This window comes from Micromonospora sp. CA-246542, from assembly GCF_050942905.1.
In the GTDB taxonomy this organism is placed as follows: domain Bacteria; phylum Actinomycetota; class Actinomycetes; order Mycobacteriales; family Micromonosporaceae; genus Micromonospora.
Genome location: NZ_CP192040.1, coordinates 5417444 through 5439271, shown reverse-complemented (window position 1 = coordinate 5439271; position 21828 = coordinate 5417444). Strand labels below are relative to the sequence as shown.

24 protein-coding genes, 1 tRNA gene and 2 pseudogenes are annotated in these 21828 nt (G+C 70.7%); 14 read left to right on the top strand and 13 right to left on the bottom strand.

What is annotated here, in order from left to right; all coding sequences use genetic code 11:
* Positions 1 to 227: 227 nt before the first annotated feature.
* From ACQP0N_RS25100 to ACQP0N_RS25080, 5 genes and pseudogenes are all read left to right on the top strand, one after another.
* A pseudogene (locus tag ACQP0N_RS25100) lies at positions 228 to 2430 on the top strand (thiamine pyrophosphate-dependent enzyme); the annotation flags it as partial.
* A gap of 112 nt (positions 2431 to 2542) precedes the next feature.
* Complete coding sequence (locus tag ACQP0N_RS25095) at positions 2543 to 2980, top strand: DUF3052 domain-containing protein (RefSeq protein WP_132237238.1); 438 nt, start codon at positions 2543 to 2545, stop codon at positions 2978 to 2980.
* A gap of 87 nt (positions 2981 to 3067) precedes the next feature.
* Positions 3068 to 3532: a peroxiredoxin gene (locus tag ACQP0N_RS25090; protein ID WP_433114568.1), complete on the top strand. Its 465-nt coding sequence runs from the start codon at positions 3068 to 3070 to the stop codon at positions 3530 to 3532.
* Between the two features lie 67 nt (positions 3533 to 3599).
* Positions 3600 to 3671, top strand: a tRNA-Val gene (locus tag ACQP0N_RS25085).
* Between the two features lie 150 nt (positions 3672 to 3821).
* Complete coding sequence (locus ACQP0N_RS25080) at positions 3822 to 4583, top strand: DUF6928 family protein (protein WP_433114567.1); 762 nt, start codon at positions 3822 to 3824, stop codon at positions 4581 to 4583.
* 112 nt (positions 4584 to 4695) lie between these two features.
* Here the strand turns inward: ACQP0N_RS25080 and ACQP0N_RS25075 are convergent, their stop codons facing one another.
* From ACQP0N_RS25075 to ACQP0N_RS25035, 9 genes are all read right to left on the bottom strand, one after another.
* The gene (locus ACQP0N_RS25075; protein WP_433114565.1) at positions 4696 to 5034 is read right to left on the bottom strand and encodes an immunity 53 family protein; all 339 of its coding nucleotides are present in this window, start codon (positions 5032 to 5034) and stop codon (positions 4696 to 4698) included.
* A 108-nt stretch (positions 5035 to 5142) separates the two neighbouring features.
* Positions 5143 to 5373, bottom strand: a complete 231-nt coding sequence (locus ACQP0N_RS25070; protein WP_433114563.1) for a hypothetical protein — start codon at positions 5371 to 5373, stop codon at positions 5143 to 5145.
* Between the two features lie 497 nt (positions 5374 to 5870).
* Complete coding sequence (locus tag ACQP0N_RS25065) at positions 5871 to 6266, bottom strand: hypothetical protein (protein ID WP_433114561.1); 396 nt, start codon at positions 6264 to 6266, stop codon at positions 5871 to 5873.
* 229 nt (positions 6267 to 6495) lie between these two features.
* Positions 6496 to 6837: a hypothetical protein gene (locus ACQP0N_RS25060; RefSeq protein WP_433114559.1), complete on the bottom strand. Its 342-nt coding sequence runs from the start codon at positions 6835 to 6837 to the stop codon at positions 6496 to 6498.
* Positions 6838 to 7112: 275 nt separating this feature from the next.
* On the bottom strand, positions 7113 to 7400 hold the full coding sequence (locus ACQP0N_RS25055; RefSeq protein ID WP_433114557.1) for a hypothetical protein: 288 nt from the start codon (positions 7398 to 7400) through the stop codon (positions 7113 to 7115).
* 104 nt (positions 7401 to 7504) lie between these two features.
* Positions 7505 to 7744 carry a winged helix-turn-helix domain-containing protein gene (locus ACQP0N_RS25050; protein WP_210865708.1) on the bottom strand — a complete coding sequence of 80 codons (240 nt, stop codon included), beginning with the start codon at positions 7742 to 7744 and terminating at the stop codon, positions 7505 to 7507.
* Positions 7745 to 8782: 1038 nt separating this feature from the next.
* A complete protein-coding gene (locus ACQP0N_RS25045) occupies positions 8783 to 9175 on the bottom strand; it encodes a VOC family protein (RefSeq protein ID WP_433114555.1) in 393 nt (130 codons plus the stop codon).
* A gap of 884 nt (positions 9176 to 10059) precedes the next feature.
* Positions 10060 to 10500, bottom strand: coding sequence for a hypothetical protein (locus ACQP0N_RS25040; RefSeq protein WP_433114553.1), 441 nt, complete (start codon positions 10498 to 10500; stop codon positions 10060 to 10062).
* Between the two features lie 43 nt (positions 10501 to 10543).
* Positions 10544 to 11989 (bottom strand): RICIN domain-containing protein, encoded by a 1446-nt coding sequence (locus tag ACQP0N_RS25035; RefSeq protein WP_433114551.1) that lies wholly within the window; start codon positions 11987 to 11989, stop codon positions 10544 to 10546.
* 107 nt (positions 11990 to 12096) lie between these two features.
* Between ACQP0N_RS25035 and ACQP0N_RS25030 the strand changes: the two genes are divergently transcribed.
* The gene (locus ACQP0N_RS25030; protein WP_433114550.1) at positions 12097 to 12936 is read left to right on the top strand and encodes an alpha/beta fold hydrolase; all 840 of its coding nucleotides are present in this window, start codon (positions 12097 to 12099) and stop codon (positions 12934 to 12936) included.
* A gap of 13 nt (positions 12937 to 12949) precedes the next feature.
* On the opposite strand, the gene ACQP0N_RS25025 is transcribed toward ACQP0N_RS25030, so the two are convergent.
* A complete protein-coding gene (locus ACQP0N_RS25025; RefSeq protein ID WP_433114548.1) occupies positions 12950 to 13822 on the bottom strand; it encodes a class I SAM-dependent methyltransferase in 873 nt (290 codons plus the stop codon).
* Between the two features lie 265 nt (positions 13823 to 14087).
* On the opposite strand from ACQP0N_RS25025, the gene ACQP0N_RS25020 reads away from it, so the two are divergent.
* From ACQP0N_RS25020 to ACQP0N_RS25005, 4 genes are all read left to right on the top strand, one after another.
* Positions 14088 to 14312 (top strand): hypothetical protein, encoded by a 225-nt coding sequence (locus ACQP0N_RS25020; RefSeq protein WP_433114546.1) that lies wholly within the window; start codon positions 14088 to 14090, stop codon positions 14310 to 14312.
* Between the two features lie 99 nt (positions 14313 to 14411).
* Positions 14412 to 14963 (top strand): DinB family protein, encoded by a 552-nt coding sequence (locus ACQP0N_RS25015; RefSeq protein WP_433114544.1) that lies wholly within the window; start codon positions 14412 to 14414, stop codon positions 14961 to 14963.
* Positions 14964 to 14991: 28 nt separating this feature from the next.
* A complete protein-coding gene (locus tag ACQP0N_RS25010) occupies positions 14992 to 15540 on the top strand; it encodes a hypothetical protein (protein WP_433114542.1) in 549 nt (182 codons plus the stop codon).
* 36 nt (positions 15541 to 15576) lie between these two features.
* Positions 15577 to 16206, top strand: a complete 630-nt coding sequence (locus ACQP0N_RS25005; protein ID WP_433114540.1) for an HAD-IA family hydrolase — start codon at positions 15577 to 15579, stop codon at positions 16204 to 16206.
* An 11-nt stretch (positions 16207 to 16217) separates the two neighbouring features.
* On the opposite strand, the gene ACQP0N_RS25000 is transcribed toward ACQP0N_RS25005, so the two are convergent.
* A complete protein-coding gene (locus tag ACQP0N_RS25000; protein ID WP_433114538.1) occupies positions 16218 to 17150 on the bottom strand; it encodes a phosphotransferase in 933 nt (310 codons plus the stop codon).
* A 161-nt stretch (positions 17151 to 17311) separates the two neighbouring features.
* Here ACQP0N_RS25000 and ACQP0N_RS24995 point away from each other — a divergent pair, with 161 nt between their 5' ends.
* Together ACQP0N_RS24995 and ACQP0N_RS24990 are read left to right on the top strand one after the other, a co-directional pair.
* Positions 17312 to 17791, top strand: a complete 480-nt coding sequence (locus tag ACQP0N_RS24995) for a GNAT family N-acetyltransferase (protein ID WP_433114536.1) — start codon at positions 17312 to 17314, stop codon at positions 17789 to 17791.
* 63 nt (positions 17792 to 17854) lie between these two features.
* Positions 17855 to 18997, top strand: a complete 1143-nt coding sequence (locus ACQP0N_RS24990; RefSeq protein WP_357132596.1) for a polysaccharide pyruvyl transferase family protein — start codon at positions 17855 to 17857, stop codon at positions 18995 to 18997.
* Between the two features lie 7 nt (positions 18998 to 19004).
* Here the strand turns inward: ACQP0N_RS24990 and ACQP0N_RS24985 are convergent, their stop codons facing one another.
* Positions 19005 to 19211, bottom strand: coding sequence for a hypothetical protein (locus ACQP0N_RS24985; protein WP_355051431.1), 207 nt, complete (start codon positions 19209 to 19211; stop codon positions 19005 to 19007).
* 82 nt (positions 19212 to 19293) lie between these two features.
* On the opposite strand from ACQP0N_RS24985, the gene ACQP0N_RS24980 reads away from it, so the two are divergent.
* Positions 19294 to 19815 (top strand): DinB family protein, encoded by a 522-nt coding sequence (locus ACQP0N_RS24980; protein ID WP_433114533.1) that lies wholly within the window; start codon positions 19294 to 19296, stop codon positions 19813 to 19815.
* Positions 19816 to 19825: 10 nt separating this feature from the next.
* Here the strand turns inward: ACQP0N_RS24980 and ACQP0N_RS24975 are convergent, their stop codons facing one another.
* Positions 19826 to 20701 (bottom strand): carbohydrate kinase family protein, encoded by an 876-nt coding sequence (locus tag ACQP0N_RS24975; RefSeq protein WP_433114531.1) that lies wholly within the window; start codon positions 20699 to 20701, stop codon positions 19826 to 19828.
* A gap of 155 nt (positions 20702 to 20856) precedes the next feature.
* On the opposite strand from ACQP0N_RS24975, the pseudogene ACQP0N_RS24970 reads away from it, so the two are divergent.
* Positions 20857 to 21785, top strand: a pseudogene (locus ACQP0N_RS24970) (ATP-dependent helicase); the annotation flags it as partial.
* Positions 21786 to 21828 lie beyond the last annotated feature (43 nt).

Below are 21828 nucleotides of genomic sequence, written 5' to 3'. Positions count from 1 at the left end.
CGCAAGATCTCGACGACCGGTTCCGCGAGACGCTGGCGGCGCTGCCCGCCGCACCGCAACGGCGTGACCTCGCCGATCCGGTCACCGACGACGCCCCACTGACCGGCGCCCAACTGCTCGACCTGTTCGACGCGCAGGTGGCCAGCCGGCAGCTCGACCTGGCCGGGCGCTGGCTGCGCAGCTTCGGGGAGGGCTTCTACACCATCGGCTCGTCCGGGCACGAGGGCAACGCGGCGGTCGCCGCCGCGCTGCGCCCCACCGATCCGGCGCTGCTGCACTACCGCTCCGGGGCGTTCTACTGCGTGCGGGCGGCCCAGGTCGCCGCCGCCGCTCCGGCGTCCGCCGCCGACACCCCGACGCCCGCCGTGGACGATCCGGAGCCCGCCGCCGAGGCCCCGGAGTCGGCCTCCGACGCCGAGCCGGCCGGGTCCGCGACCCCTACCGGTGGGTTCGCGGGGTACGCGGAGGCCGCCCGGGACGTGCTGCGGGGCATGGTCGCGTCCAGCGAGGAGCCGATCGCCGGTGGCCGGCACAAGGTGTTCGGCCGGGCGGACCTGGCCGTCGTGCCGACCACCTCCACCATCGCCTCGCACCTGCCCCGCGCGGTTGGGATGGGACTGGCCGTGGAGCGGCTGCGCCGGCTGGACACCGCCGGGCGGCGTACCGGGACGGGCGTGCGGGTCGGCAGCGGCGCCGGCGCGGCCCACGTCCCGTGGCCGCCGGACGCGATCGTGGTCTGCTCGTTCGGCGACGCGTCGGTCAACCACGCCAGCGCCACCGCCGCCTTCAACACCGCCGGCTGGTACGACCACGCCGGCCTGCGCATCCCGGTGCTCTTCGTCTGCGAGGACAACGGGCTCGGCATCAGCGTCCGCTCGCCGGAGGGCTGGGTGGAGGCGACGCTGCGCGCCAAGCCGGGTATCCGCTACTTCAGCGCCGACGGCGCCGACCCGCTGCGGGCGTACACGGTGGCGCGGGAGGCGGCGGCCTGGGTACGCCGGTACCGGCGGCCCGCCGTGCTGCACCTGCGCACGGTCCGGCTCATGGGCCACGCCGGGGCGGACGCGGAGTCGGCGTACCGCAGCCCGGCCGAGCTGGCCGAGGACCTGGACCGGGACCCTCTGGTCGCCACCGCGCGGCTGCTCGTCGACGCCGGCGTGGCGACCGCCGACGAGCTCGCTGGCCCGGTACGACGAGACGGGCTGGCAGGTACGCCGGCTCGCCGAGGAGGTGCTGGGCGAGCCCAAGCTGGCCTCGGCGGCCGACGTGGTGTCGGCGTTGGCGCCCCGCCGCCCGGTGCGGGTGGCGCGGGCCGTGGCCGACGCGGCGGCCCGGGCCAGCGGGCCGGGCGCGGCGGCCCGTGAGGAGGCGTTCGGCGGCAAGCCGCCCGAGCTGGTCGGCCCGATGACCCTGGCGCAGAGCATCAACGCGGCGCTCGCCGACGGGCTGCTCGACCATCCCCAGATGGCCGTCTTCGGCGAGGACGTGGCCGCCAAGGGCGGGGTGTACGGCGTGACGAAGGGCCTGCGCGACCGGTTCGGGGCGGCCCGCGTCTTCGACACCCTGCTGGACGAGACGTCGGTGCTGGGCCTGGGCCTCGGCGCCGGGCTGGCCGGGATGCTGCCGGTGCCGGAGATCCAGTACCTGGCGTACCTGCACAACGCCGAGGACCAGCTCCGCGGCGAGGCCGCCACCATGCAGTTCTTCTCGCGGGGGGCCTTCCGCAACCCGATGGTGGTGCGGGTGGCCGGGCTGGCGTACCAGGAGGGATTCGGCGGGCACTTCCACAACGACAACTCGGTGGCCGTACTCCGGGATGTGCCCGGTCTGGTGGTCGCGGTGCCGGCGCGGCCGGACGACGCCGCGCCCATGCTGCGAACCTGTCTGGCGAGCGCGGCGGTGGACGGCAGCGTGTGCGTGTTCCTGGAGCCGATCGCGCTCTACCACACCCGCGACCTGTACGCCGATGGTGACGGTGAGTGGCTGGCCGGCTATCCCGAGCCGGGCTCGTGGGTGGCCGGGCACGTGCCGATCGGCCGGGCCCGGGTCTACCGGGTCGGGTCGGCCGACGACCTGACGATCATCACGTTCGGTAACGGCGTGCGGATGTCGCTGCGGGCTGCGGCTGTGCTCGCCGAGGAGGGCGTCGGCACCCGCGTGGTGGACCTGCGCTGGCTGGCGCCCCTGCCGGTGGCCGACATCATCCGGGAGTCCTCGGCGACCGGCCGGGTGCTGGTGGTGGACGAGACACGCCGGTCAGGCGGGGTCGGCGAGGGCGTCATCGCCGCCCTGGTCGATGGTGGATATGTGGGCGCAGCGCGGCGGGTGGCCGGAGTTGACTCGTTTGTACCATTAGGTCCGGCGGCACGTCATGTTCTGGTCTCCCCGGAAGCCATTACCGACGGTGCCCGTACGCTGCTGGCACGGTAAATTCCGTTCCACCCGGTGCGCCACTTGCGCGCAGACCCACAACTGTGTGGACTTTGCCTGACGGCGTCGGTCCGACGCCGCGAGCAGGGACGAGATGAGGAGGCACGCGACAGTGAGCGCGACCGCTGGTCAGGCCGCCGACGGGGTACGCAGCCTGGCGGACCGGTTCGGCATCGAACCGGGGATGGTCGTCATGGAGATGGGGTACGACGACGACGTCGACCAGGATCTCCGTGACGCCCTGACCGACCGCTGTGGAGATCTGGTCGACGAGGACACCGACGAGGTGGTCGACGCGGTGCTCGTGTGGTACCGCGACGGCGACGGTGACCTCTTCGAGCTGCTCGTCGACGCCCTCGGCCCGCTGGCCGACAACGGGGTCGTGTGGCTGCTCACCCCGAAGGCGGGGCGCGAGGGGCACGTCGAGCCGAGCGAGGTCGCGGAGTCCGCGCCCACCGCCGGCCTCCAGCAGACCTCGACCGTCAACGCCGGCCGGGACTGGAGCGGTGCCCGCCTGGTGCTGCGCCGAGGGGCCAAGGGCAAGAAGTAACCCACCCTCGTCCCCTCGCGGCCCGGCGGTCCGCCGCCGGGCGCGCTGGGCTGACCTCGTCCCCCCGAGTCGACCCGAGGAGTTCGCATGCTGATCGAGGTGGGCGCCGAGGCGCCGGACTTCGTGCTCAAGGACCAGAACAACCAGCAGGTCCGGCTCTCGGACTTCCGCGGCAAGCGCGCCGTGCTGCTGGTCTTCTACCCGCTCGCGTTCACCGGCACCTGCCAGGGCGAGCTGGCCGAGGTGCGGGACAACCTCGACGAGTACGCCAACGACGACGTCCAGGTGCTGACCGTCAGCGTCGACTCGGTCTACAGCCACAAGATCTGGGCCGACCGGGAGGGCTACCAGTTCCCGCTGCTGGCCGACTTCTGGCCGCACGGTGGCGTCGCTGCGGCGTACGGGGTGTTCAACGACGTGGCCGGCATCGCCAACCGGGGCACCTTCGTCATCGACAAGGCCGGCGTGGTCCGCTTCGCCGAGATGAACGGCCCCGGCGAGGCCCGCGACCAGCAGGGCTGGCGCAAAGCCATCGCCGATCTGACGGCCTGATGCGGTCGGGCCGGCGGCGAGCAGGTAGGCTTGCCAGCCACCGGCCCGCCGCACACGGGGCGATCCGGGGCGCGTAGCTCAGCGGGAGAGCACTCGCCTTACAAGCGAGGGGTCGCAGGTTCGAAACCTGCCGCGCCCACCCATCACCAACAGCCAAAACCCCCGGATCACTGCCCGGAGACCTTGGTTACAGATCGGTCTCAGGACGTCTGTGACCCCTTTGGCTAGACGATCATGTCCGCCAGGTGGCGTGCGGAAGGTGGCCTGCCGCAGAACTGGAGGAAGCGACGTGGGCGCGAAGACAGCCCTTCTGGCGTTCGCCGACGGCGACATCCGTCCGGCGCTGCGCAGCGCGACGCGGTCGGAGCGAGCCGAGACCGAAGCGTTGGTACGTCAGGTCCACCCCGGCTACGTGGTCGCACCCGCTGATGACAACACCTTGCTCGACGGTGCCTACCCGCCAGATGACTTCATATACGCCACGGTCATGGCCGGGGCAGAGCTGTACTGCGACCGACGGTTCATGCTCGATCGCCCGTCTGAGCTACCGGAGCACCTGCGCGGCGCTGGAGCGGGCCGCCGAATCATCGTCCACGGGATGCACTCGGTCGTGGACTGGCTCGGCTTCGCGGTGTGGGAGGACGGCGTGCTGATCAGATCGCTGAGCCTGTCACCCGATAGCGGCATCCAGGAGAACATCGGCAAGCCCTACGACTTCGAGTTGCCGTACTGGGCCGGTGAACATCCCGTCGAGCCCATACCGGGCTGGCACAACCAGGACCCCTACCCGCTGCCGTTCCATCCCCTCGACCTCGGCGAGGAAGCGTTACGTGCGCTGTTCGGGTTCATCATCGAGGGCCATCCTTCCCCCGACGACATCGACGCTGACGCCGTTCATCTGCACGGCTTTCGCGTGACCGACCCGTCCAACGAGGAACAGGCAGCCCGTGAGGCCGCATACGCGGGGGCACTACAGACCATGGGACCGCCTCGGAGGTACCGCATGGGACCAGACGGAACCATGCACGAGGTCAGCCCTGACAGCTACTGATTCACCTACCCGCACACCAGCACGAGCGTCATGCAGGTTCTGATACCGATCTGTCACGCACGTCCTGAGACCCGACACCGGGCTGCCGGAGAAGTGGACGCGCCTATTTCTGTCAAGCCTGTGGCCTGGCCACGCGGGTCGTAGTCTCGACCCACTGCCGAAACAGGTGTAGCGCCTCGCCGAGGTTGAGTGGCCCACACGCTGCCCTGAACTGGTCTTTGTCGACCCAGGTCATGACCCACTCGTGCTCGCTTCTACGGAGCTCCTGCCGCTCATAGGCCATCCCCGACAGTGCCGTATCGCCCAGGTCGATGCGGACCGACCACCCGGGGTTGTCGAGCGTCTCGATCCGAATGCCGTACTCGTGTTCCCACTCGCCATCGCACTGAGTCGCGTACCAGGCTTGCAGCCAGGACCAGACCCCCGGCGCCAGCTCGTCGTGATCATGCATTCCGTAGTCCTGATCTCGCTGTGGTCGTCACCGTCAGGTGAGGGTAGGTCTCGCGGGCGATGTCGCGCAGCGTCGGGATGACGAGTCGCTCCACGCGCGAGCCGAGGATCATCCTGTGTCGGTGATTGCCCACCGGATCTGACGAGCGGCGAGGTAGAGGTGGGAGCGCGCTGCCATCTCATCGACTGCGCGCTCCTCGCCGGGGTTGTCCAAGTCGAGGTGGAGGAGTCCGGCTTCGTCCTGAACGAGCTGGGGTTTGTCGTCGAGCACCCAGGAGAAGGTGCCGAGGTCCACGACCTTCCAACGGGCAAGGCGCGAGAGCTCGATGTGGAGCTGCACCCATCGAGTCTGACCGACACGCCGGACGTCCAGGAGTACGACCGCAGACTGCTGAGCGCCTTCCCCGTAGCTTGACCTGAAGGTCAACTCTCTGAGGCAACCATCGCCAAACTCCACCCCGTCCAGAAGATCGTGAGCCGTTGCCGGGAGGAGTGTTCGCCAATGCACCTGAACCACTCGGCGAAGATTACCTGCGTCCCATCCGCTCTGGGGGATACCGGCCAGGCAGCCGCGGGTGACTTTCCGCCCTGCCCGTTGCGTGCCCGATCTCGCGGTCGATGACGGGTAACCACGGTCAGCGCCTGAGGCAGGTGGCGTGCCTGGCCAGCAGTGGCGGCAGGTAGTGCGGCTGCTCTCCTTGCGGTGCCGAAAATTCCTGAACAGTTTCGCCATGCCACCTGGGCCCGTCTTAGGTGCGGCACCAGCGTGGACAAGCTCATGCCGTTTCCAGCCGTCGGAGGGCAACCTGTAGTGCCTGGTCGAGCGACGTCAGTCAGCTACTGGGGCCGTTTGTCCTCGACGTGGATGACGTCGAGCTCACGCCCGTCCTGGTCGCGCTTGTGGCGTCCATAGAGACCAACGGCCAGGTCGCTGCTGTCCTGGACTTCGTCGGGCCCCACGTAGGTCAGCACGTCGTTGTGGTGGCCGTAGACCACCCATCCGGGACCGGGATCGAGAGTGATGGTGCTGAAGTCTCCGGCAGATGAGCCGACGTGAACAGGGCCGTACTCGCGCAGGATCTCGATGGCCTGAGCGGCGAGGTCGGCGCTGGGTCCGGGAGTTGGTAGTACGACGCCCGTGCCGTGGGCGAACACGACCCAGGATTTGCCATCCCCTCGGATGATGCGACGCCAAATTCCGGCCAGATCCTGCTCCGACATGACGATGATCATCCCCGAGTTGGTGCACCAGCGCCAGCCGTGAAGGGCTTCACCACGGTGACCCGGTTTGGGCCCTCGCGCTAGAGCCAGACCTCCAGGGCGCGTCGCTTGCCGTCAGTTGCTGACACCTGAGCGATGATCTCGATCGGGTCAGGCCGGTTCTCCATCGTCGTCCTTCGCTCTGGATCGAGTTCGGTGGGTGATAGCGGGTACAGGTCCGGAGCATGCGCGAGCCGCATGCTCAGCGCCTTGTCGAAGATCTCGCGCGCCCTTTCTTGACGAGAGCGGCGAAAGCGCCCGCGCACAAGATCGAACACGTGCCCATGATCAGTGCTGCGAGCGGATCGCTCTTCGGGCCGGACAGGAGGCTCGCCGACGTCACTCCGAACACGATGGCGAGAATGGGCAGCACGACTCGTGTCGCGGCGCGGTGATGACGCCGATTATGTGTGGCATTGATCTGGCGCTGCTCAGCGGTGAGGTTCTTCTCCCACGGCGTGTTGAAGGGCCAGTTGGCGACCCAGATCACCACACCCAACCCCGCAATGACGATCAGCGCCGCGAGGACGGCCTTGAGGGCCATGTTCTACCTCCCGTGAGCCGATCGAAGGCGTATGCCGTCGGAGTCATGAGCTCCTGGCTCGGACGACGTCCGCATACTTCTCTCCGGCAGGCCCGCACGCCAGTAGGGTACTGGCCGCAACAGCGGATGCCATGTCGCGCTTCAACAGCAACGGCGACAGCAACCGGGCGGGTCGCAGGTTCGACGTGCTGTCCGCGCCCGGCCGTACGCCCCGCCGTCAACGCCGGCTGAAACTTTTCAGGCGGGGCCGACACCGTGGCCCGAGCACGTCCTACTCACGTGCCGCTGGAGTTCTGGCCCCGCCGCCACACCTCGCCCTGTGCGCCATGTCGCTCGGCCGCGTGCCGCTCCTGGGCGGATCTCGCATCGCGCCCCGCAGCCGAGTCGTCAGGCGACGAGAGGCGCTTCCGATCGCGCCAACCGACAAAGACGAACGCCGCCATCAGCAATACGACGAGCGCTCCGAGAGACACCACCAGACTTGCCATGCCATCGAAGCTACCGGGCACACGCCAGAGTCCGAGCTGTTGGCCGAACTGGTCGACGAACTGGATGGCGAGCACATCAACGGGATGTACGAACACTTCCTTACCGCCGGCGCGGGCCCGGTGACGGTCGTCTTCGTCGCTGGTGACCGCTTCAACACGGCGGCTAAGTTCAGCCCCGGCTATTCCGCGACGAAAACTCCCACGCCGGGCAGGGTCTCGGTCATCCCTTTGATCCGTAATACCTGCATGGCGCGGTCGATCACCGGCTCGGTGACCCCGTAGTGCTCGATCAACTCTCGCCGACTGGGCAGCTTGGAGCCGGGCTGGAACTCTCCTGACGCGATGCGTTCGGCGAGGTCGTCGGCGATCTGTTCGTAGCGGTAACGCGGTGGCACCTGATTCTCCTCGGTTGGCAACACGAGTAGACCACCTACGTCAGCCCTGTGGGAGGTTGCCGAGGAGGTCGATTCCCTCGGTTGGCGCTGTGGGCCGCCCTCGCCGGCGTGGATGTCCGGCGCGTCCCCCGCGCTCGGGCATCCACGCCTCCAGATTGCTGCGGCACGAGGAGGCGGCAGTGCGTCCTTCGACTTGGGCAACACGGCAGACCAGGGCGCGAGCGGGAGTGGCGAGCTGGTGAAGCGAGTCTCGTACGACGAGTACGTCTTGGCGGTTGCGTTGACTCTGGCTCGCCGTCACCGGCCCGTCTGGTCCTGGCGACATTGGCGGCATATCTGCCGCTGCGGTTGCGAGCTGCCATGCCGAGGCCGCCACCGCATTCCGATCAGCCGCGGCCATTGGCCCGATCAGGACGGCCCGCAGTGACCGCTCACCACCCGATCAAGCCAGCCTGGACGTGCGGCGGCTGCGCGGAAGAGTGGCCATGCCAGACTCGGCGCCGAGAGCTGAGAGCCGAATACGACCGAGCCCCGGTCTCGCTGACTCTCTACCTGGCCGCCCATCTCGTCGAAGCCACCCAGGGTCTGGCCCACGTTCCCGCCGGCCACCTGCACTACCGCTTCCTCGGGTGGACCCGATGAGCATCCTGCGGCCCGGCGACGAGAAGTTCCACTACAGCGACGGCTCGCACAGGTGGATCCCACCGGACCCGGACTACGACCAGGAGGTCTGGGACGAGCAGGTCCGCCACACAAGCACGGCCACCTCCGGAACGAGTGCCCCAAGGTCCGCATCCAGCGCCTCGTCTGACGGCAGCGAAGTACAGCAACCGGCCAGCCGAGCCTCGATCCTGTTGTTTGCCTAGGGTTGACAGCGGGATTCCTGGGGGCGGCCCCGCCGTGACACGAGAGCCGACTCGTCTGTTCCCGCATTGTCCCTACGTGCGTCAAGATCGGATTGCCGACCTCGGAGGGGAAGGCCAGGCCGTGATCCTCGGGGCTGCTACGGAGTGCGGTGATCCGCCCGTGAGCAGCACCGCGGCCTTCGTCTGCGCGGCTCGATCAGCCGAGCTGAGTTGGTGTGGCCGTGGCCTCCCAGGTGGTCAGGCAGAATGGGTGGCCCGCCGGGTCGGCGTAGACATAACACTGTTCGCTGTTGGGCTGGAAGTCGTACTTTGTTGCTCCGGCAGCGAGCACGCGGGCCTCGGCGGCGTGTCGGTCCACGACCATGAAGTCGAGATGCATCATGACCGACGAGGTGGGGTCGGGCCAGGTGGGTGGCGTGTATCCGGGCACAGTCTGGAAGTTGATCCGCCCGGTCGGGCTCAGCACGCATGCCCAGCCGCCCCCGGCGTGTGTCAGGGTTCCGCCGGTGATGCTGGCGTAGAACTCCGCCAAGGCGACGGCGTCCGGGCAGTCCAGGGTGACCGCGCTGAGCCTGATCTCGTCGGACATGCCGCCTCCTATGGCTCGCGCCGGCCGGTTGCAAGGCGCGCCTGCACCGATACGACGACCAGCACGATGGCACGCTCGACAAATTGAACGACGTAACCTAGCGCACACGTTGGTCGAGCACACTGATCTAGCCGCGACGCGCACTCTCGGCTGACCCGGTGAGACGGACGGAAGTCGCTGGCTGGAGTTTCACCTGCGGCACAACTGCTGGAAGCACGAGGAAGACCTGACGATCCGCTACAGCGGCGTGCACAGCGTCACCATGGAGCCGGCTGACCATGGGCTGGACGTCGCCCGGCTCCAGGACGTGATGCTGGACGAGGTGCTGCCGACGAAGACGGGTGCCGACACGAAGTTGTCTGTCTCTCGGGACGGCTGATCGTGACAAGCCAGGACCTGGCCGCAACCTGGCGGTACGCCGACTGCGCGGAGAGAGAGTCGAGTCAGTGAGCCGGCTCCGCTGACCTGCTCGCCGTGGCCGACCTCGCCAATTGCCACGCAGGTCTCGTTTCACCTCACGTGCTGCTGGAATTCTGGCCCAGCCGCCACACGTCGCCCTGTGCGCCATGTCGCTCAGCCGCGTGCCGCTCCTGGGCCGATCTCGCATCGCGCCCCGTAGCCGAGTCCTCAGGCGACGAGAGGCGCTTCCGATCGCGCCAACCCACAAAAGACGAACGCCGCCATCAGCAACACGACGAGCGCTCCGAGAGACATCACCAGACCCGTCATGCCATCGAAGCTACCGGGTACGCGCCAAGGTCCGGGATGGGCTGTTGGCCGAGCAGGTCGACGACCGGCTGAGACATCGCACGCTCGGAAGCTACCGTCGGCGCGGACGGTGCGCCCAGGCGGGCGAGCGGGGGTGCGCGACCTGCCCCGAACTGTCAGGCGGCACCTTCGAGAAGGTGATCAGTGGGGCTGTAGTTGATCTTCCAGTCGGCGTAGACGCCCATCGTGCCGTCCTGAACACATCGCAGTCCGACACTGATCCAGCGAACCTCACCACCGGCGTACAGGGCGAAGCCGACGGTGACGTGGAAGACTTCGCCGCCGCACGGACACGCGCAGTCGCCCGGCTCGGCTTCCGCCCAGTAGTCGGCGCTGTCCGCGACGAACGCACGTGCACCGCAGGCCGCGCAGGTCACCTCGGCGCAGCCCTCCTCGTCGTCGACGAGGACGGCGAACGTCCTGCCCGTGCATTGGAGGCAGACCATCTCCTTGATCCGCGCTACCGGGTAACCGCCGGGCTTGAACTCGCGGAGGTAGTCGGCAAGGTCTGTGAAGTCCTCGCCCCGCCAGAACTCGCCACTCCTGTCGATCGCCACCGGCGCAGCCTGCCGTACGCGCTCAGCGGTGTCGAGAGCAGCGTCAGGACTGGGTGCGGGTCCACTGCTGGTTGGCACCGCTTCCGCAGGTGTACTGGGTGATGTCAGTGCCGTCTGCCGTGCCGCTGCTCACCACGTCCAGGCACTTGCCGCTGTGTCGGGCGCGCAGCTGGTAGTAGTTGCCGGTGGCGACCCACTGCCACTGCTGGTTGGTGCCGGTGCCACAGGTGTACTGGACGACGTTGGCGTTGTTCGCGGTGGAGGCGTTGGCGACGTCGAGGCATTTGCCACTGTTCTGGTTGACGATCCGGAAGTAGCCGCTACCGGCGTCGCGGAACTCCCACTTCTGGTTCGCGCCTCCGTTCCAGGACCATTGTCTGACTTCGGCGTTGTCGCTGACGGCATGGTCCAGCACGTCGACCACCTTGCCGCTGTTGCGGTTGGTGATGCGGTAGGAGAGCGGCGCCTCTCCGGTGACGGTGCCCGCGGCGGCGTCGATGGTGATGGTGGAATACCAGGTCAGGCTCATGGTCGTGGCGGTGGGAAAGGCGATCGGCAACCACACGTACTGGGAGTCGTTGACCGGCCCGCCCCAGGCCCCGGCCCAGCGGTCGCCAAGGTAGAGGTAGCTCGTCGTCGACGTGCCCTGGATGGGGAGCACGAAGGCCGACTGGGAGCGGAAGGTGGTCGAGTCCCCGACGTTGGTCATGCCGGTCCACGGACCGGAAATGCTGGACGCCGTGGCGTACCTGGCCTGGTTCGGGCTCCAACCGGTCAGGCCCGAGGTGAGCAGGAAGTAGGTGCTGTCGCGCTTGAACAGGGCCGGTGCCTCGCGGTTGCCGTCGTTCCAGAAGTTGCCGACTAGCGTGGCCGGAGTGAGGTAGTCGGCGCTGAGGCGGTAGATGAGCAGGTCGCGGTTCTCGTCGCCGGCGGAGGCCATGTAGGCGGTACCGCCGTCGTTGTAGAGCGTGATGTCCCGCGACATGTTGCCCAGCGGCCGGAAGCTGCCGTGGTAGGTGTAGGTGCCGTCCACGGTGGCCGAGGAGGCGACGGCGGCCCTGGCCTCGCCGTAGTCGCTGCCGTTCTCCTTGTGCATCCACATCACGTACCGGTTGGTGCTGGCGTTGTAGATGACCTTCGGCCGCTCGATGTTCGCCGACTGTAGTTCCGCCGCCGACGACTGGGTCAGCACGTTGTTGCGGAACTCCCAGTCGCGCAGGTTGGTGGAGCGGTAGACGGAGACCGCCCGGAACGTGTTGTTGGCGTTGCGGTTCTCACCGAACCAGTAGTAGTAGTCGCCGACCTTGAGCACCCCACCACCGTGGGCGTGCAGCACGTTGCCGGCGGTGTCGGTGAACTGCGTGCCGTTGGGGATCGTGACCGGCGCGGCCTGGGCCGGGGCGGCGGCCATGGTGGTGACCGCGACGATCGCCGTTCCGACCAGGGTGAGCGCCGCCACCAGGGATGAAAGCAGTCTGTTGCGTCTCACTACGTTCGTCCTTCCGTGGGCGGGCGGCGACCGTCCATCAATGTACATCTATTTCGGTCGGGTGAAGGTCGAGAACGATCGCCGGTAGCGTGGTGCAGGATGCAGCAGTGACGTCCATCTACCGCACCCCGGCGGGCAGGGACACCATCCGCCGGTGGTGTGAGCAGCAGTTCACCGGGTGGTCGACCCCGCACGAGCGACGCGTCATCCGGGCCCACGGCCACGACACGCACCTCCTCACCGCCGGCGCGGGCCCGGTGACGGTCGTCTTCGTCGCCGGTGACCGCTTCAGCACGGCGGCCTACCTGCCGCTACTCACGGCCCTGGCCCGGCAGTACCGGGTGGTCGCCGCCGACATTCCGGGCCAGCCCGGGCTGAGTTCCGACGCGGCGGACGTCGCCGGTGGCGGGCTCGCCTGGTACGGCAGGTGGCTTGCCGAGGTCGTCGAGGAGGCCACCAGCGGGCCGGTCGTGACGTTCGGGCACTCGTTCGGTGGCGCGGTGACGCTCGCCGCCGAGCATCCCCGGGTCAGCGGCACGGTCACGGTGGCGCCGGGCGGACTGTGCCGGCTCAAGGTCACCCCTCGTGTCCTGCTGGCGTTCCTGGGCTGGCTCGCATGGCCCCGGGCGGCGTCGAGCCTCCGGCTGCTGCGGCTGCTGTCCGCGCCCGGCCGCACGCCGCGCGCCGAGCTGGTGGAGTGGATGACGCTCGTCGCCCGACACGCCCGTCCGGTGAGTACCGACGATCTGGTGCCGGCGGCGACGCGCAGGGCGCCGGTCGTGGTCGCGAGCGGCGACCACGACGTGTTCCTGCCCCCGGACCGGCTGCGCGCGGCGGCGGAACAGCGGCTCCAGGCCGGCGTCGACATCGTCCCCGCCGCCGGTCACCTGGTCACCGACGAACACCCCGACACGCTCGCCGCGCTGGTCGGTCGGCTGGTCGACTGACCCGGGACGGGCGTCACGCGCGATCGGCGACCATCACCCGGCTGTGTGCCAGGGACGCGGTCCTGCGGATCGGCACGGACAGCTCTCGCGCCGTCTCGAGCAGGTCGTTGTCGCCGGTGACCGTGAAGCCGTACCGGGAGAGCAACGCGGCCATGGCGGCCGGCGTCCAGGTCGAGCGCCACGGCTCGGTCGCCCAGAAGCTGCGCCTTCCGGTGGACGCCATCAGTAACCGTGCGACGAGCCGGCCCAGCGTCAGGGACGTCCCGGGTAGCTGGAAGTTGACGACGAGGCGGCTCGTCGGGGCCGAGCAGGCGGCGACCGCGGCGACCGTCGTGGACACCTCCGTCGTGGTCAGGTACGGCACGACGCCCTCCCAGATCCACGTCGTCGGCTCGTCGGGGCGATGACCGGCGACGGCCAGCGCCTCGGCTAGCCGGTCACGGCCGAAGTCCACCGTCACGAACGTCGGGGGAGTGCCGGCCAGTACCTCGGCGCGTTCGCGTTTGTCGCGTTGGCTGCTCGGCTGGTCGACCTCGAAGATCGTCCTGCCCACGAGTTCCGGCATCCGCCAGGCCCGACCGTCGAGCCCGGCCCCGAGGATCACCACCTGCGCGCTGTGGTGGGCGCGTACGGCGTCGTCGATCGCCACCGTGCGCGGCACGATCATGTCGGCGCAGGCCCGTACCGTCTCGTAGTCGACCCGTTGCCGCCACGATTGGGGCGCGGCAGCATCGCGTACCCATTGGACCGCCTCCCGCTCGTCGGCGCGGAGCAGGCGCATGGCCGTCGGGTCCGCGAACCGGCCGGAAGCGACCAGGCCGTCCGCCGCCGCGCGGCCCTGGCAGACGAGTACCGCCGTACGGCTCGCGGCCGGCGTCTTCGACATCGCTCGCGCTCCTGTCCGTGTGGGCTTCGCGCACAGGCCATGCCGCCGCGCGGAGCCGCTTGACCGCACCCGATAGCCTTCGCGGCTATGGGCGCGATCAAACCATGGCATCTTGCGGTCCTCAGCCTTTGTTGCCTGCTGCCGTTCACGGCCGCAGTCGCGGGCGGAGTTTGGGCCGTCCTCCGCAAGCGCAACCGACGCTGACTCCCGGTCGTACGGTGGTTCGGCCTCCCGCCGCCCAGTGCGCCGCGCGCACAATTGTCCCGTGCTGACCGAGCCCGTCTCCGCGCGCCGACTGCAACTCATCGACGACCTGGAAGGGCTGCCCGGCAGCTCAGACGGCTGTCTCCTCGCCTTGACGTTGGACGCTCCGGTTTTTGTCCAGGTCGGTGACTTCTGGTGGGTTGAGGACGACGCGCTGTGCGTCGCGCGAGGTGAAGGCGCGCCGATGGTGTATCGAGGTCGTCTCGAATGGCGTCGGAAGCGGTAATCGGCGGAACGGTCCTCGCCCTCGCCACCTGGCGCGGCGCTGAGCTGAACATCGCCACGGGTGGCGCACGTACCCCGTCCGCCGTTAGCCTCGGTCCGCATGACCAGCGGCGACCACCACGGTCACCCCGAGCCGCCGATCGCGGGCGACGAGACGACCACCCTGCTCGGCTCCCTCGAACGGCAGCGCGCCACCCTGGCCTGGAAGACCGGCGGGCTCGACGCGGCCGGCCTGCGGGCGACGCTCGGCCCGTCGTCGATCACCCTGGGCGGGCTGCTCAAGCATCTGGCCCTGGTCGAGGACCTCTACTTCTCCTTCAAGTTGGCCGGGCGCTCACCGGGACCACCGTGGGAGACGGTCGACTGGGACGCCAACCCGGGCTGGGAGTGGCGTTCGGCCGCCGAGGACACCCCGGAGCAGCTCTACACGCTGTGGCGGGAGGCCGTGGCACGGTCGCGGGCCACCGTGGCCGAGTTGCTGGCCGACGGTGGTCCGGAGCAGTTGGCCCGGGGCGAGTGGCCCGACGGCCAGGTGCCCAGCCTGCGGCGGGTCCTGGTCGACCTCATCGAGGAGTACGCGCGGCACGCCGGACACGCCGACCTGATCCGCGAGTCGGTGGACGGGCTCACCGGCGAGGACCCGCCCCGCTGAGCGCCCCGCGTACCGCCAGAATGGGCGCGTGCAGGACACCGTCGCCATCGCGCTGATCACGTCACTGTCCACGCTGAGCGCCGCCGCCCTGACCGGGCTGATCGCCGCCCGCAGCACCCGCCGGCAGCTCGCCCACCAGCTCACCCTCGCCCGCGAGGAGAGCGCCGACCGGGCCGCGACCCGGCGCGAGGAGCTGCGGCGCGACGTGTACGTCGGGTTCCTCGGCGCCTGCGACGCGGCGTACCGGCGGCTGGACCGGCGGTGGGTCGAGCCGGGCGCGGACGCGGCGACGCCCGGCTACGACGAGACGTACGCGGCGATGCGCGCCGTGGACGAGGCGTACAACCTGGTGTTGCTCCAGGGCCCGGCGGACGTCGCGGCGGCGGGCCGGTCGGTGGTGGCCAGCCTGACGACGGAGTACGCCGAGCAGCGCCGGCTCGCCGACGAGCCGGGCGACGCGGCGGCGGCGCTGCGCGACCGGCACCGGGAGCGGTGGCTCGCGGCCATCGAGGTACGCACGGACCGCCGCGTCGCGTTCGTCGACGTCGCGCGTCCCGCCGTCGACCGCGAAGGGTGACCGCGTGCCCCTATGCTCGGGCGGGGAGGTGGTCAGGTGGACCTGTCCGGCATCGGCGCGGTGCTCTTCGACATGGACGGCACGCTTGTGGACTCCGACGCCGCCGTCGAGCGGGCCTGGGAGCGGTGGGCGTCCGAGTACGCCGTCGAACCGGCGGCGGCCCTCGCGATCGCGCACGGCAGACCCGCCGACCAGACGATCCGTCGGCTCCTTCCCGCGCTCGACGAGGCGGCGGTCGCCGTGGCGGCGGCACGGCAGTTGGCGTTGCAGTACGACGACCTGTCCGACGTGACCGCCACCCCGGGCGCCCATGAGCTGCTGTCGACGTTGGCCCGGTCGGGGTTGCCCTGGGCGGTGGTGACCAGCGCCGACGTGCGGTTGGCCGAGGCTCGGCTCGGTGCCGCCGGCATCGTGCCACCCGTGTTGGTGACGGTGGAGGACGTGCGCGAGGGCAAGCCGGCGCCGGAGGGTTACCTCCGCGCCGCCGCGCTGCTCGACGTGCCACCGGCGCGCTGCCTGGTCGTCGAGGACGCCGAGGTGGGGTTGCGGGCCGGGCGCGCGGCCGGCGCGATGACCGCCGCGCTGAAAGGGCTCGACGGCGACGTACGTTTGGACGACCTGGGGCAGTTGGCCCGCCAGTTCCAGGCGGCGACGGCCGCGAGCTGACCGGTCGGGCGTCAGCCGAGGCGGGCTGCCAGCCAGGGGAGCAGCGTGTCGGCCTGGGCCTGCTGGAACGCCCGCAGGTTGGGGATGCCGGGCGGTGGCGGACGGCGGGCGCGGTCGGCCAGGAAGCCGGCCAGCCCGGCGTACACGCCGGTGATCGCGGCCGGGTCGACGTCGGCGGTGAGCGGCAGCCGGCGCAGCATCGCCTCGGTGTCGTGCCCGCCGTGCAGCCGGACGTTCACCAGCAGCAGCGCCGTGTCCAGCCAGGCGGGCCCCCGGCAGGCCCACGGCCAGTCGACCACGGTCACCGTGCCGGCGGCGTCGAACAGCAGGTTGTCGGCCCGTACGTCGACGTGGCAGAGCGTGTCCCCGGCGAGCGCGGCGACGCCCTCGTCGGCGGCCGCGCGCAGCTCGTCCAGGTGGGCGCGGGCCCACGGATCGAGTCGTGGCGGCGGGTCGGCGGCGATCCGGTGCCAGCCCGCGAAGTCGTCCGCAAGCAGCTCGGCGGCGGTCGGCACGTGTGCGACGGGGCTCGGGGTGAGCGCGACGGCCATCGCCTCCAGGGCGTCCATGACCCGGGTCAGCTCGTCGGCCCGCCACGGGGTGGCCGGGTGTCGGCCGTCCACGTCGGAGAAGACCAACGCCACCCAGTCGCCGTCGTCGTGGCAACCCAGCAGGCGGGGCGTCGGCGCGGTCGCCGGGAGCGCGCCGGCGACACGGGCTTCGGCACGGTGCATGACCGGACTGTCCGGGTTCAACGCCGGGTTGACCGCCTTCACGAACGCCCGCCGGCCGGTCCTGGTACGGACCCGGTCGGCGGTGCCCGGCGAGTAACCACCCGACTGGGAGACCGCCTCGACCACCCGGTCGCCGATGATCTCCTCGACCGCGGACCGTACCGTCGCCGGCAGATCACCCCAACCGATCCGCGTCACTGTCCCCTGCATCCGGCTACGGTGCGCCGGGCCCGGCCCGACGAACAACCCATTTCCCGGGACTTCCCAACAGATCGGGCGGGTCGAGGCCGCGTGGCGGGTATCCCGCTGGCGACGTCTCGCGTGGGTCTGCTGCACTACGTGCCGCATCAGAGATCGAAGGGGAGGCCACGGTGGAGTTGACATTGACCCCGGTGACCGAGCAGGAACTGGCCCGGCTGTGGGAGCCCTTGCAGGTCGGGTACGCCGAGGATCTGGTCGCGCACCGCGGCCTGACCCCGGAGGCGGCCCGGGAGCGGTCGGCCGAGCAGCTCCGGGAGCTGCTGCCGGAGGCCGCGGCCACCGAGCGGGCGCTGTTGCGGGTGGGGCGGGTCGACGACACCGAGGTCGGCTGGATCTGGGTCAACCTGCCGGCGAGCGCCGACACCCGACAGGCGTGGATCTACAACATCGAGGTACATCCGGCGCACCGGGGACGCGGACACGCACGACGGATGATCCAGCTCATCGAGGCCGAACTGGCCGAACTGGGCGTACCCGAGCTGGGGTTGAACGTCTTCGGCACGAACACCGTGGCGATCGGCCTCTACCGGAGCCTGGGCTTCGAGGTCACCGCGCAGCAGATGGCGAAGCGGATCGACCCACCGAGCTGAACCGGGACTGTTCACCTGCCCAGCGGGAAACCCGCGCGGACCGCACCTGGGGAGGAGCGACGGATGACGCACGGCGCCGGACTGACCATCGGTGTGCTCGGCTCGTACGGTGGGCGGAACCTCGGCGACGAGGCGATCCTCACCGGCCTGCTCACCGATCTGCGCACGCAGGAGCCGAACGCCCGGATCATCGTCTTTTCCCGCCACCCGGAGCACACCCGGGCCGCGCATCCGGACGTCGAGGCGGTGCCGTGGGAGGGCGTCAGCCGTACCGACTCGGCGTTGGTGCTGGCCCAGCTCGACCTGCTGATCCTGGGCGGCGGCGGGATTCTCTACGACCGGGAGGCCCGCCGCTACCTGCGGGTCGTTCGGGTCGCCCAGGAACGCGGCCTGCCGCTGATCACGTACGCGGTGGGGGTCGGACCGCTCAGCGACGCCGTCGACACCGGCATGGTCCGCGAGACGTTGGCCGGCGCCACCCAGGTGACCGTCCGGGACCAGGAGTCCCGGATGGTCCTGGAGGAGGCCGGACTGCTCAACCCGATCACGGTCACCGCCGACCCGGCGTTCCTGTTGCAGCCGGCCGACTTCCCCGCGCACCTGCTCAGCGAGGAGGGCGTGCCGGTCGGCAAGAGGCTGGTCGGGATCAGCGTCCGGGAGCCGGGACGGGCCGCCGAACGCCTCGACGTCGACGGCTACCACCGGCTGTTGGCCCAGATCGGTGACTTCCTGGTGCACCGCATCGACGCGTACGTGCTGTTCGTGCCGATGGAACGCGACGACATCCGGCACTCGCACGGGGTGCTGTCGCACATGGTCGCCGCGGATCGGGGGCGGATCCTGCACGGCACCTACTCGCCGGAGCAGGTGCTCGGGCTGATGCGCCACTTCGACCTGGCCGTCGGCATGCGCCTGCACTTCCTGATCTTCGCGGCGATGGTGGGTACGCCGTTCCTGCCGCTGCCGTACGCCGGAAAGGTCTTCGACCTGGCCCAACGGCTCGGTGTGCCGGCGCTGCGGGGCGTGGAACGGGAGGTGGAGGGGCCGCTGCTGGCCGAGGTCGACCGTCTGTGGGACGAACGCGAGCAGCGCGCCGAGGCCACCGCCCGCCGGGTCGCCGAGGTCTGTGAGCAGGCCCGGGGCACCTCCGAGGTCACCCGTGGCGTGCTGGACCAACTGCGCAGCCAGACCCTCACCCGGGCCTGACCGACGCTCACACCGCCGGGCCGGTCCAGCGGTAGCGCCACTCGCGGGCCTCTTCGCGGGCGGATTCCAACTCGTAGATCTGCGCCTCGGCCAGCCCACCGGACCCGAGGTGGTGGTGGGTGAGCGGCGGGCGGCCGTTGGTGTCCAGCTCGACGGTCACGGTCTGCCCGTCCGCCGCGCCGCCGACGAGAAGAATCTGCACGGATGAAGCCATGCGCCCATCCTGCCCGTCGTGCGGCCACCTCGCAGCGGGATGCGGGGCAGCGCGAAGGCTGCCGGGTGGTTAGTGTCGGCGGATGGCAGAGCAGACCATCGATCCGACGCTCGGCCCGGTGCTCGCCCGCGTCGGCGACGAGCGCGCCGTCCTGGAGTCGTTCCTCGACTTCCACCGCGCGATGGTGGTGCGCAAGGTGCGGGGTCTGTCCGACGACGAGGCCGCCCGCCGGCTGGTGCCCACCGCGACCACGCTCGCCGGGCTGGTCAAGCACCTGACCCTGGTCGAGCGGAACTGGTTCCCGGTGCTGCTGGCCCCCGAGCCCGGCGACGTCTACCTCCGCTCGGCCCAGGACGCGGAAGCGAGCTTCACCCTCGACGAGCGGGACACGGTCGACGGGCTCGTCGAGGCGTACGAGCGGGCCTGTGACCGGTCCCGGGCGGTCGTCGCGCGTTTCGATCTCGACCACGTGGTGCCGCACCCACAGCTCGGTGAGGTGTCGGTGCGCTGGATCCTGGTCCACCTCATCGAGGAGACCGCCCGGCACGCCGGCCACGCCGACATCCTGCGTGAACTGACCGACGGGTCGACCGGAGCGCTCTGAGCCCGGCCGTTCATCGGAGAGGTAGCAGGCCCGACGGGTATTCCATGCCGTCGTGGGTGCAGGCCGCCGCGGCGACGCGTGCCGCGTACCGGGCCGCCTCCGTCAGCGGATCGCCCCGCAGCCGCCCGGCGATCAGCCCGGCGGCGAGGGCGTCGCCCGCCCCGTTGCTGTCCACCACCGGCGCGGGCGCTGCGGCGGCGGGCACCGGCACCCGCGTGCCGTCGCCGGGGAACAGCTCCGCGCCGTCCGCGCCCCGGGTCACGACCACGGTCCGGGGTGTCAGCGCCTCGGCGAGCGTCCCGGCCCGGTCGGCCAGCCGTACCCCGCTGACCAGGACCAGGTCGGCGACCTCGGCGAACGGCCGGTGGTAGGGGTTGGCACCGTCCCAGTCGTGCAGGTCGGTGGAGAGCGACACGCCCGGCGCGAGCGCGGCCCGCACGGTGGGCAGCAACGGCACCGTCCAGTCCATGATCGAGAGGTGGACGTGCCGGGCGTCGGCCACCAGCTCGGCCACCTCCGTCGTCGAGAACGGCGGGCCGTCGCCCCGCCACGGGCGCGGGTCGTACAGGGAGGTGCGTGCGCCGCCCGGGTCCACCAGGTTCACCGATCGCCGGGTGCCGCCCCGGTCCTCGGCCAGCGTCGCCGGCACCCCGGCCCGGGTCAGCGCAGTCCGCACCACGTCGCCGGCCGGATCCGCGCCGAGGGTGTCGACCACCCGCACCCGCAGCCCCAGCGCCCGAGCGGCCAACGCCACCCCGGCTCCGGTGTTGCCGATCCGCAGCTCGATCGGCTCGACGGTGTGCGAGTCGGCGGCCGGCAGCGGAAGCGCGGCCACCCGAACCCGCACATCCATCCCCAACCCGCCCAGAACCAGGAGATCGACCACGACGCGACGCTAGCCCTCGGCCCCGCGATCTTGCACTTTCTGTCCCGGCACAAGGGGCATTACCACGCATGTCGACGACACAAAGTGCAAGATCGGCGCGAGCTTTCCGCGCGGGGCCGCCTATCCTGGGCGCGGACGGCGACGAGGGGGAGTACGTGCTGGTCATCCACGGGCTGTGGCTGCCCGGCTCCGGGCTTGGCGTGTGGGCCGAGGACAGTGCGGTGCCGGTAGCCGTCGCGCGCTCCGGCCGCCCTCCCCGGGAGCGCCCGCACCCGTTCGCCGCCGGGCACGCCGACCTGGTCGCGGCCCTCGCCGACGCCGCCGCGCCGGCCCACCCGGCCACCGCGCTGCTCACCCTGCCCACCCGGGCGGGCGCGCCGACCGACTCGCCCGAGCTGATCCGCACCACCGTCGCACCCCGGCCCGCGGCCGGCTCGCCCTCGCCGCGTGGCGGGTGCCCACCCTGGTGTACGCCCCAGACGCCGCCCTGCCCCTGCTCCGCGCCCTGGACGACCTGCCCGTGGTGTGCGGGGCGACCCTGCGGCACCTCAGCGAGCTGGCCGACTTCGCCGCCGACCTGGTGGCCCGGGGCCGCGTCCTGCCCGGCGTCAGCACCCCGATCGACACGACCGCCCCGGCTGATGCTTCCGCCCTGGCCCGCTCGGTCGACGAGCGGACCGCCCCGGTGGTCGCCTGGGCGGTGTGGCGTCCGCTGCTGACCGGCACCGACGCCGGCTGGGCCCGCTCGCTGGCCCTGGCCCTACCGCCAGCCACCCGCGCCCCCGCCGTCGACACCGAGGGCGGCGACGGCGAGCTGACCGCCGCCGAGCTGGTGGCGGACGCGCTCGACGCGCTCACCGACGCCGCCGCCCGGGCCGCTCTCGCCAACACCACCCTGGCCCGGGAGTGCGCCCGGCTGGGCCCGCCCCGGCCTGGCTGGCCGCGCTGGCCGGGCCCCGCCGCGACTTCACCGTCGACGAGGCGGCGCTGGACCTGCTGCGTACCGAGCTGGACGACTGGCAGCGCGACGCGGCCGGCGGGGCCGTGCGGGCCAGCTTCCGGCTGGTCGAGCCGGCCCCCGACGAGGTCACCGAACCGATCCTGGCCACTCACCCGTCCGGGGACAG

Bases quoted from the DNA above. Each gene is read 5' to 3' on its own strand.
- ACQP0N_RS25075 (WP_433114565.1), bottom strand. From the start codon at position 5,034: ATGCATGATCACGACGAGCTGGCGCCGGGGGTCTGGTCCTGGCTGCAA.
- ACQP0N_RS25015 (WP_433114544.1), top strand. From the start codon at position 14,412: ATGACCAGCGGCGACCACCACGGTCACCCCGAGCCGCCGATCGCGGGC.
- ACQP0N_RS25045 (WP_433114555.1), bottom strand. From the start codon at position 9,175: ATGTCCGACGAGATCAGGCTCAGCGCGGTCACCCTGGACTGCCCGGAC.
- ACQP0N_RS25000 (WP_433114538.1), bottom strand. From the start codon at position 17,150: ATGCAGGGGACAGTGACGCGGATCGGTTGGGGTGATCTGCCGGCGACG.
- ACQP0N_RS25025 (WP_433114548.1), bottom strand. From the start codon at position 13,822: ATGTCGAAGACGCCGGCCGCGAGCCGTACGGCGGTACTCGTCTGCCAG.
- ACQP0N_RS25090 (WP_433114568.1), top strand. From the start codon at position 3,068: ATGCTGATCGAGGTGGGCGCCGAGGCGCCGGACTTCGTGCTCAAGGAC.
- ACQP0N_RS24980 (WP_433114533.1), top strand. From the start codon at position 19,294: ATGGCAGAGCAGACCATCGATCCGACGCTCGGCCCGGTGCTCGCCCGC.
- ACQP0N_RS25065 (WP_433114561.1), bottom strand. From the start codon at position 6,266: ATGATCATCGTCATGTCGGAGCAGGATCTGGCCGGAATTTGGCGTCGC.
- ACQP0N_RS24990 (WP_357132596.1), top strand. From the start codon at position 17,855: ATGACGCACGGCGCCGGACTGACCATCGGTGTGCTCGGCTCGTACGGT.
- ACQP0N_RS25060 (WP_433114559.1), bottom strand. From the start codon at position 6,837: ATGGCCCTCAAGGCCGTCCTCGCGGCGCTGATCGTCATTGCGGGGTTG.
- ACQP0N_RS24985 (WP_355051431.1), bottom strand. From the start codon at position 19,211: ATGGCTTCATCCGTGCAGATTCTTCTCGTCGGCGGCGCGGCGGACGGG.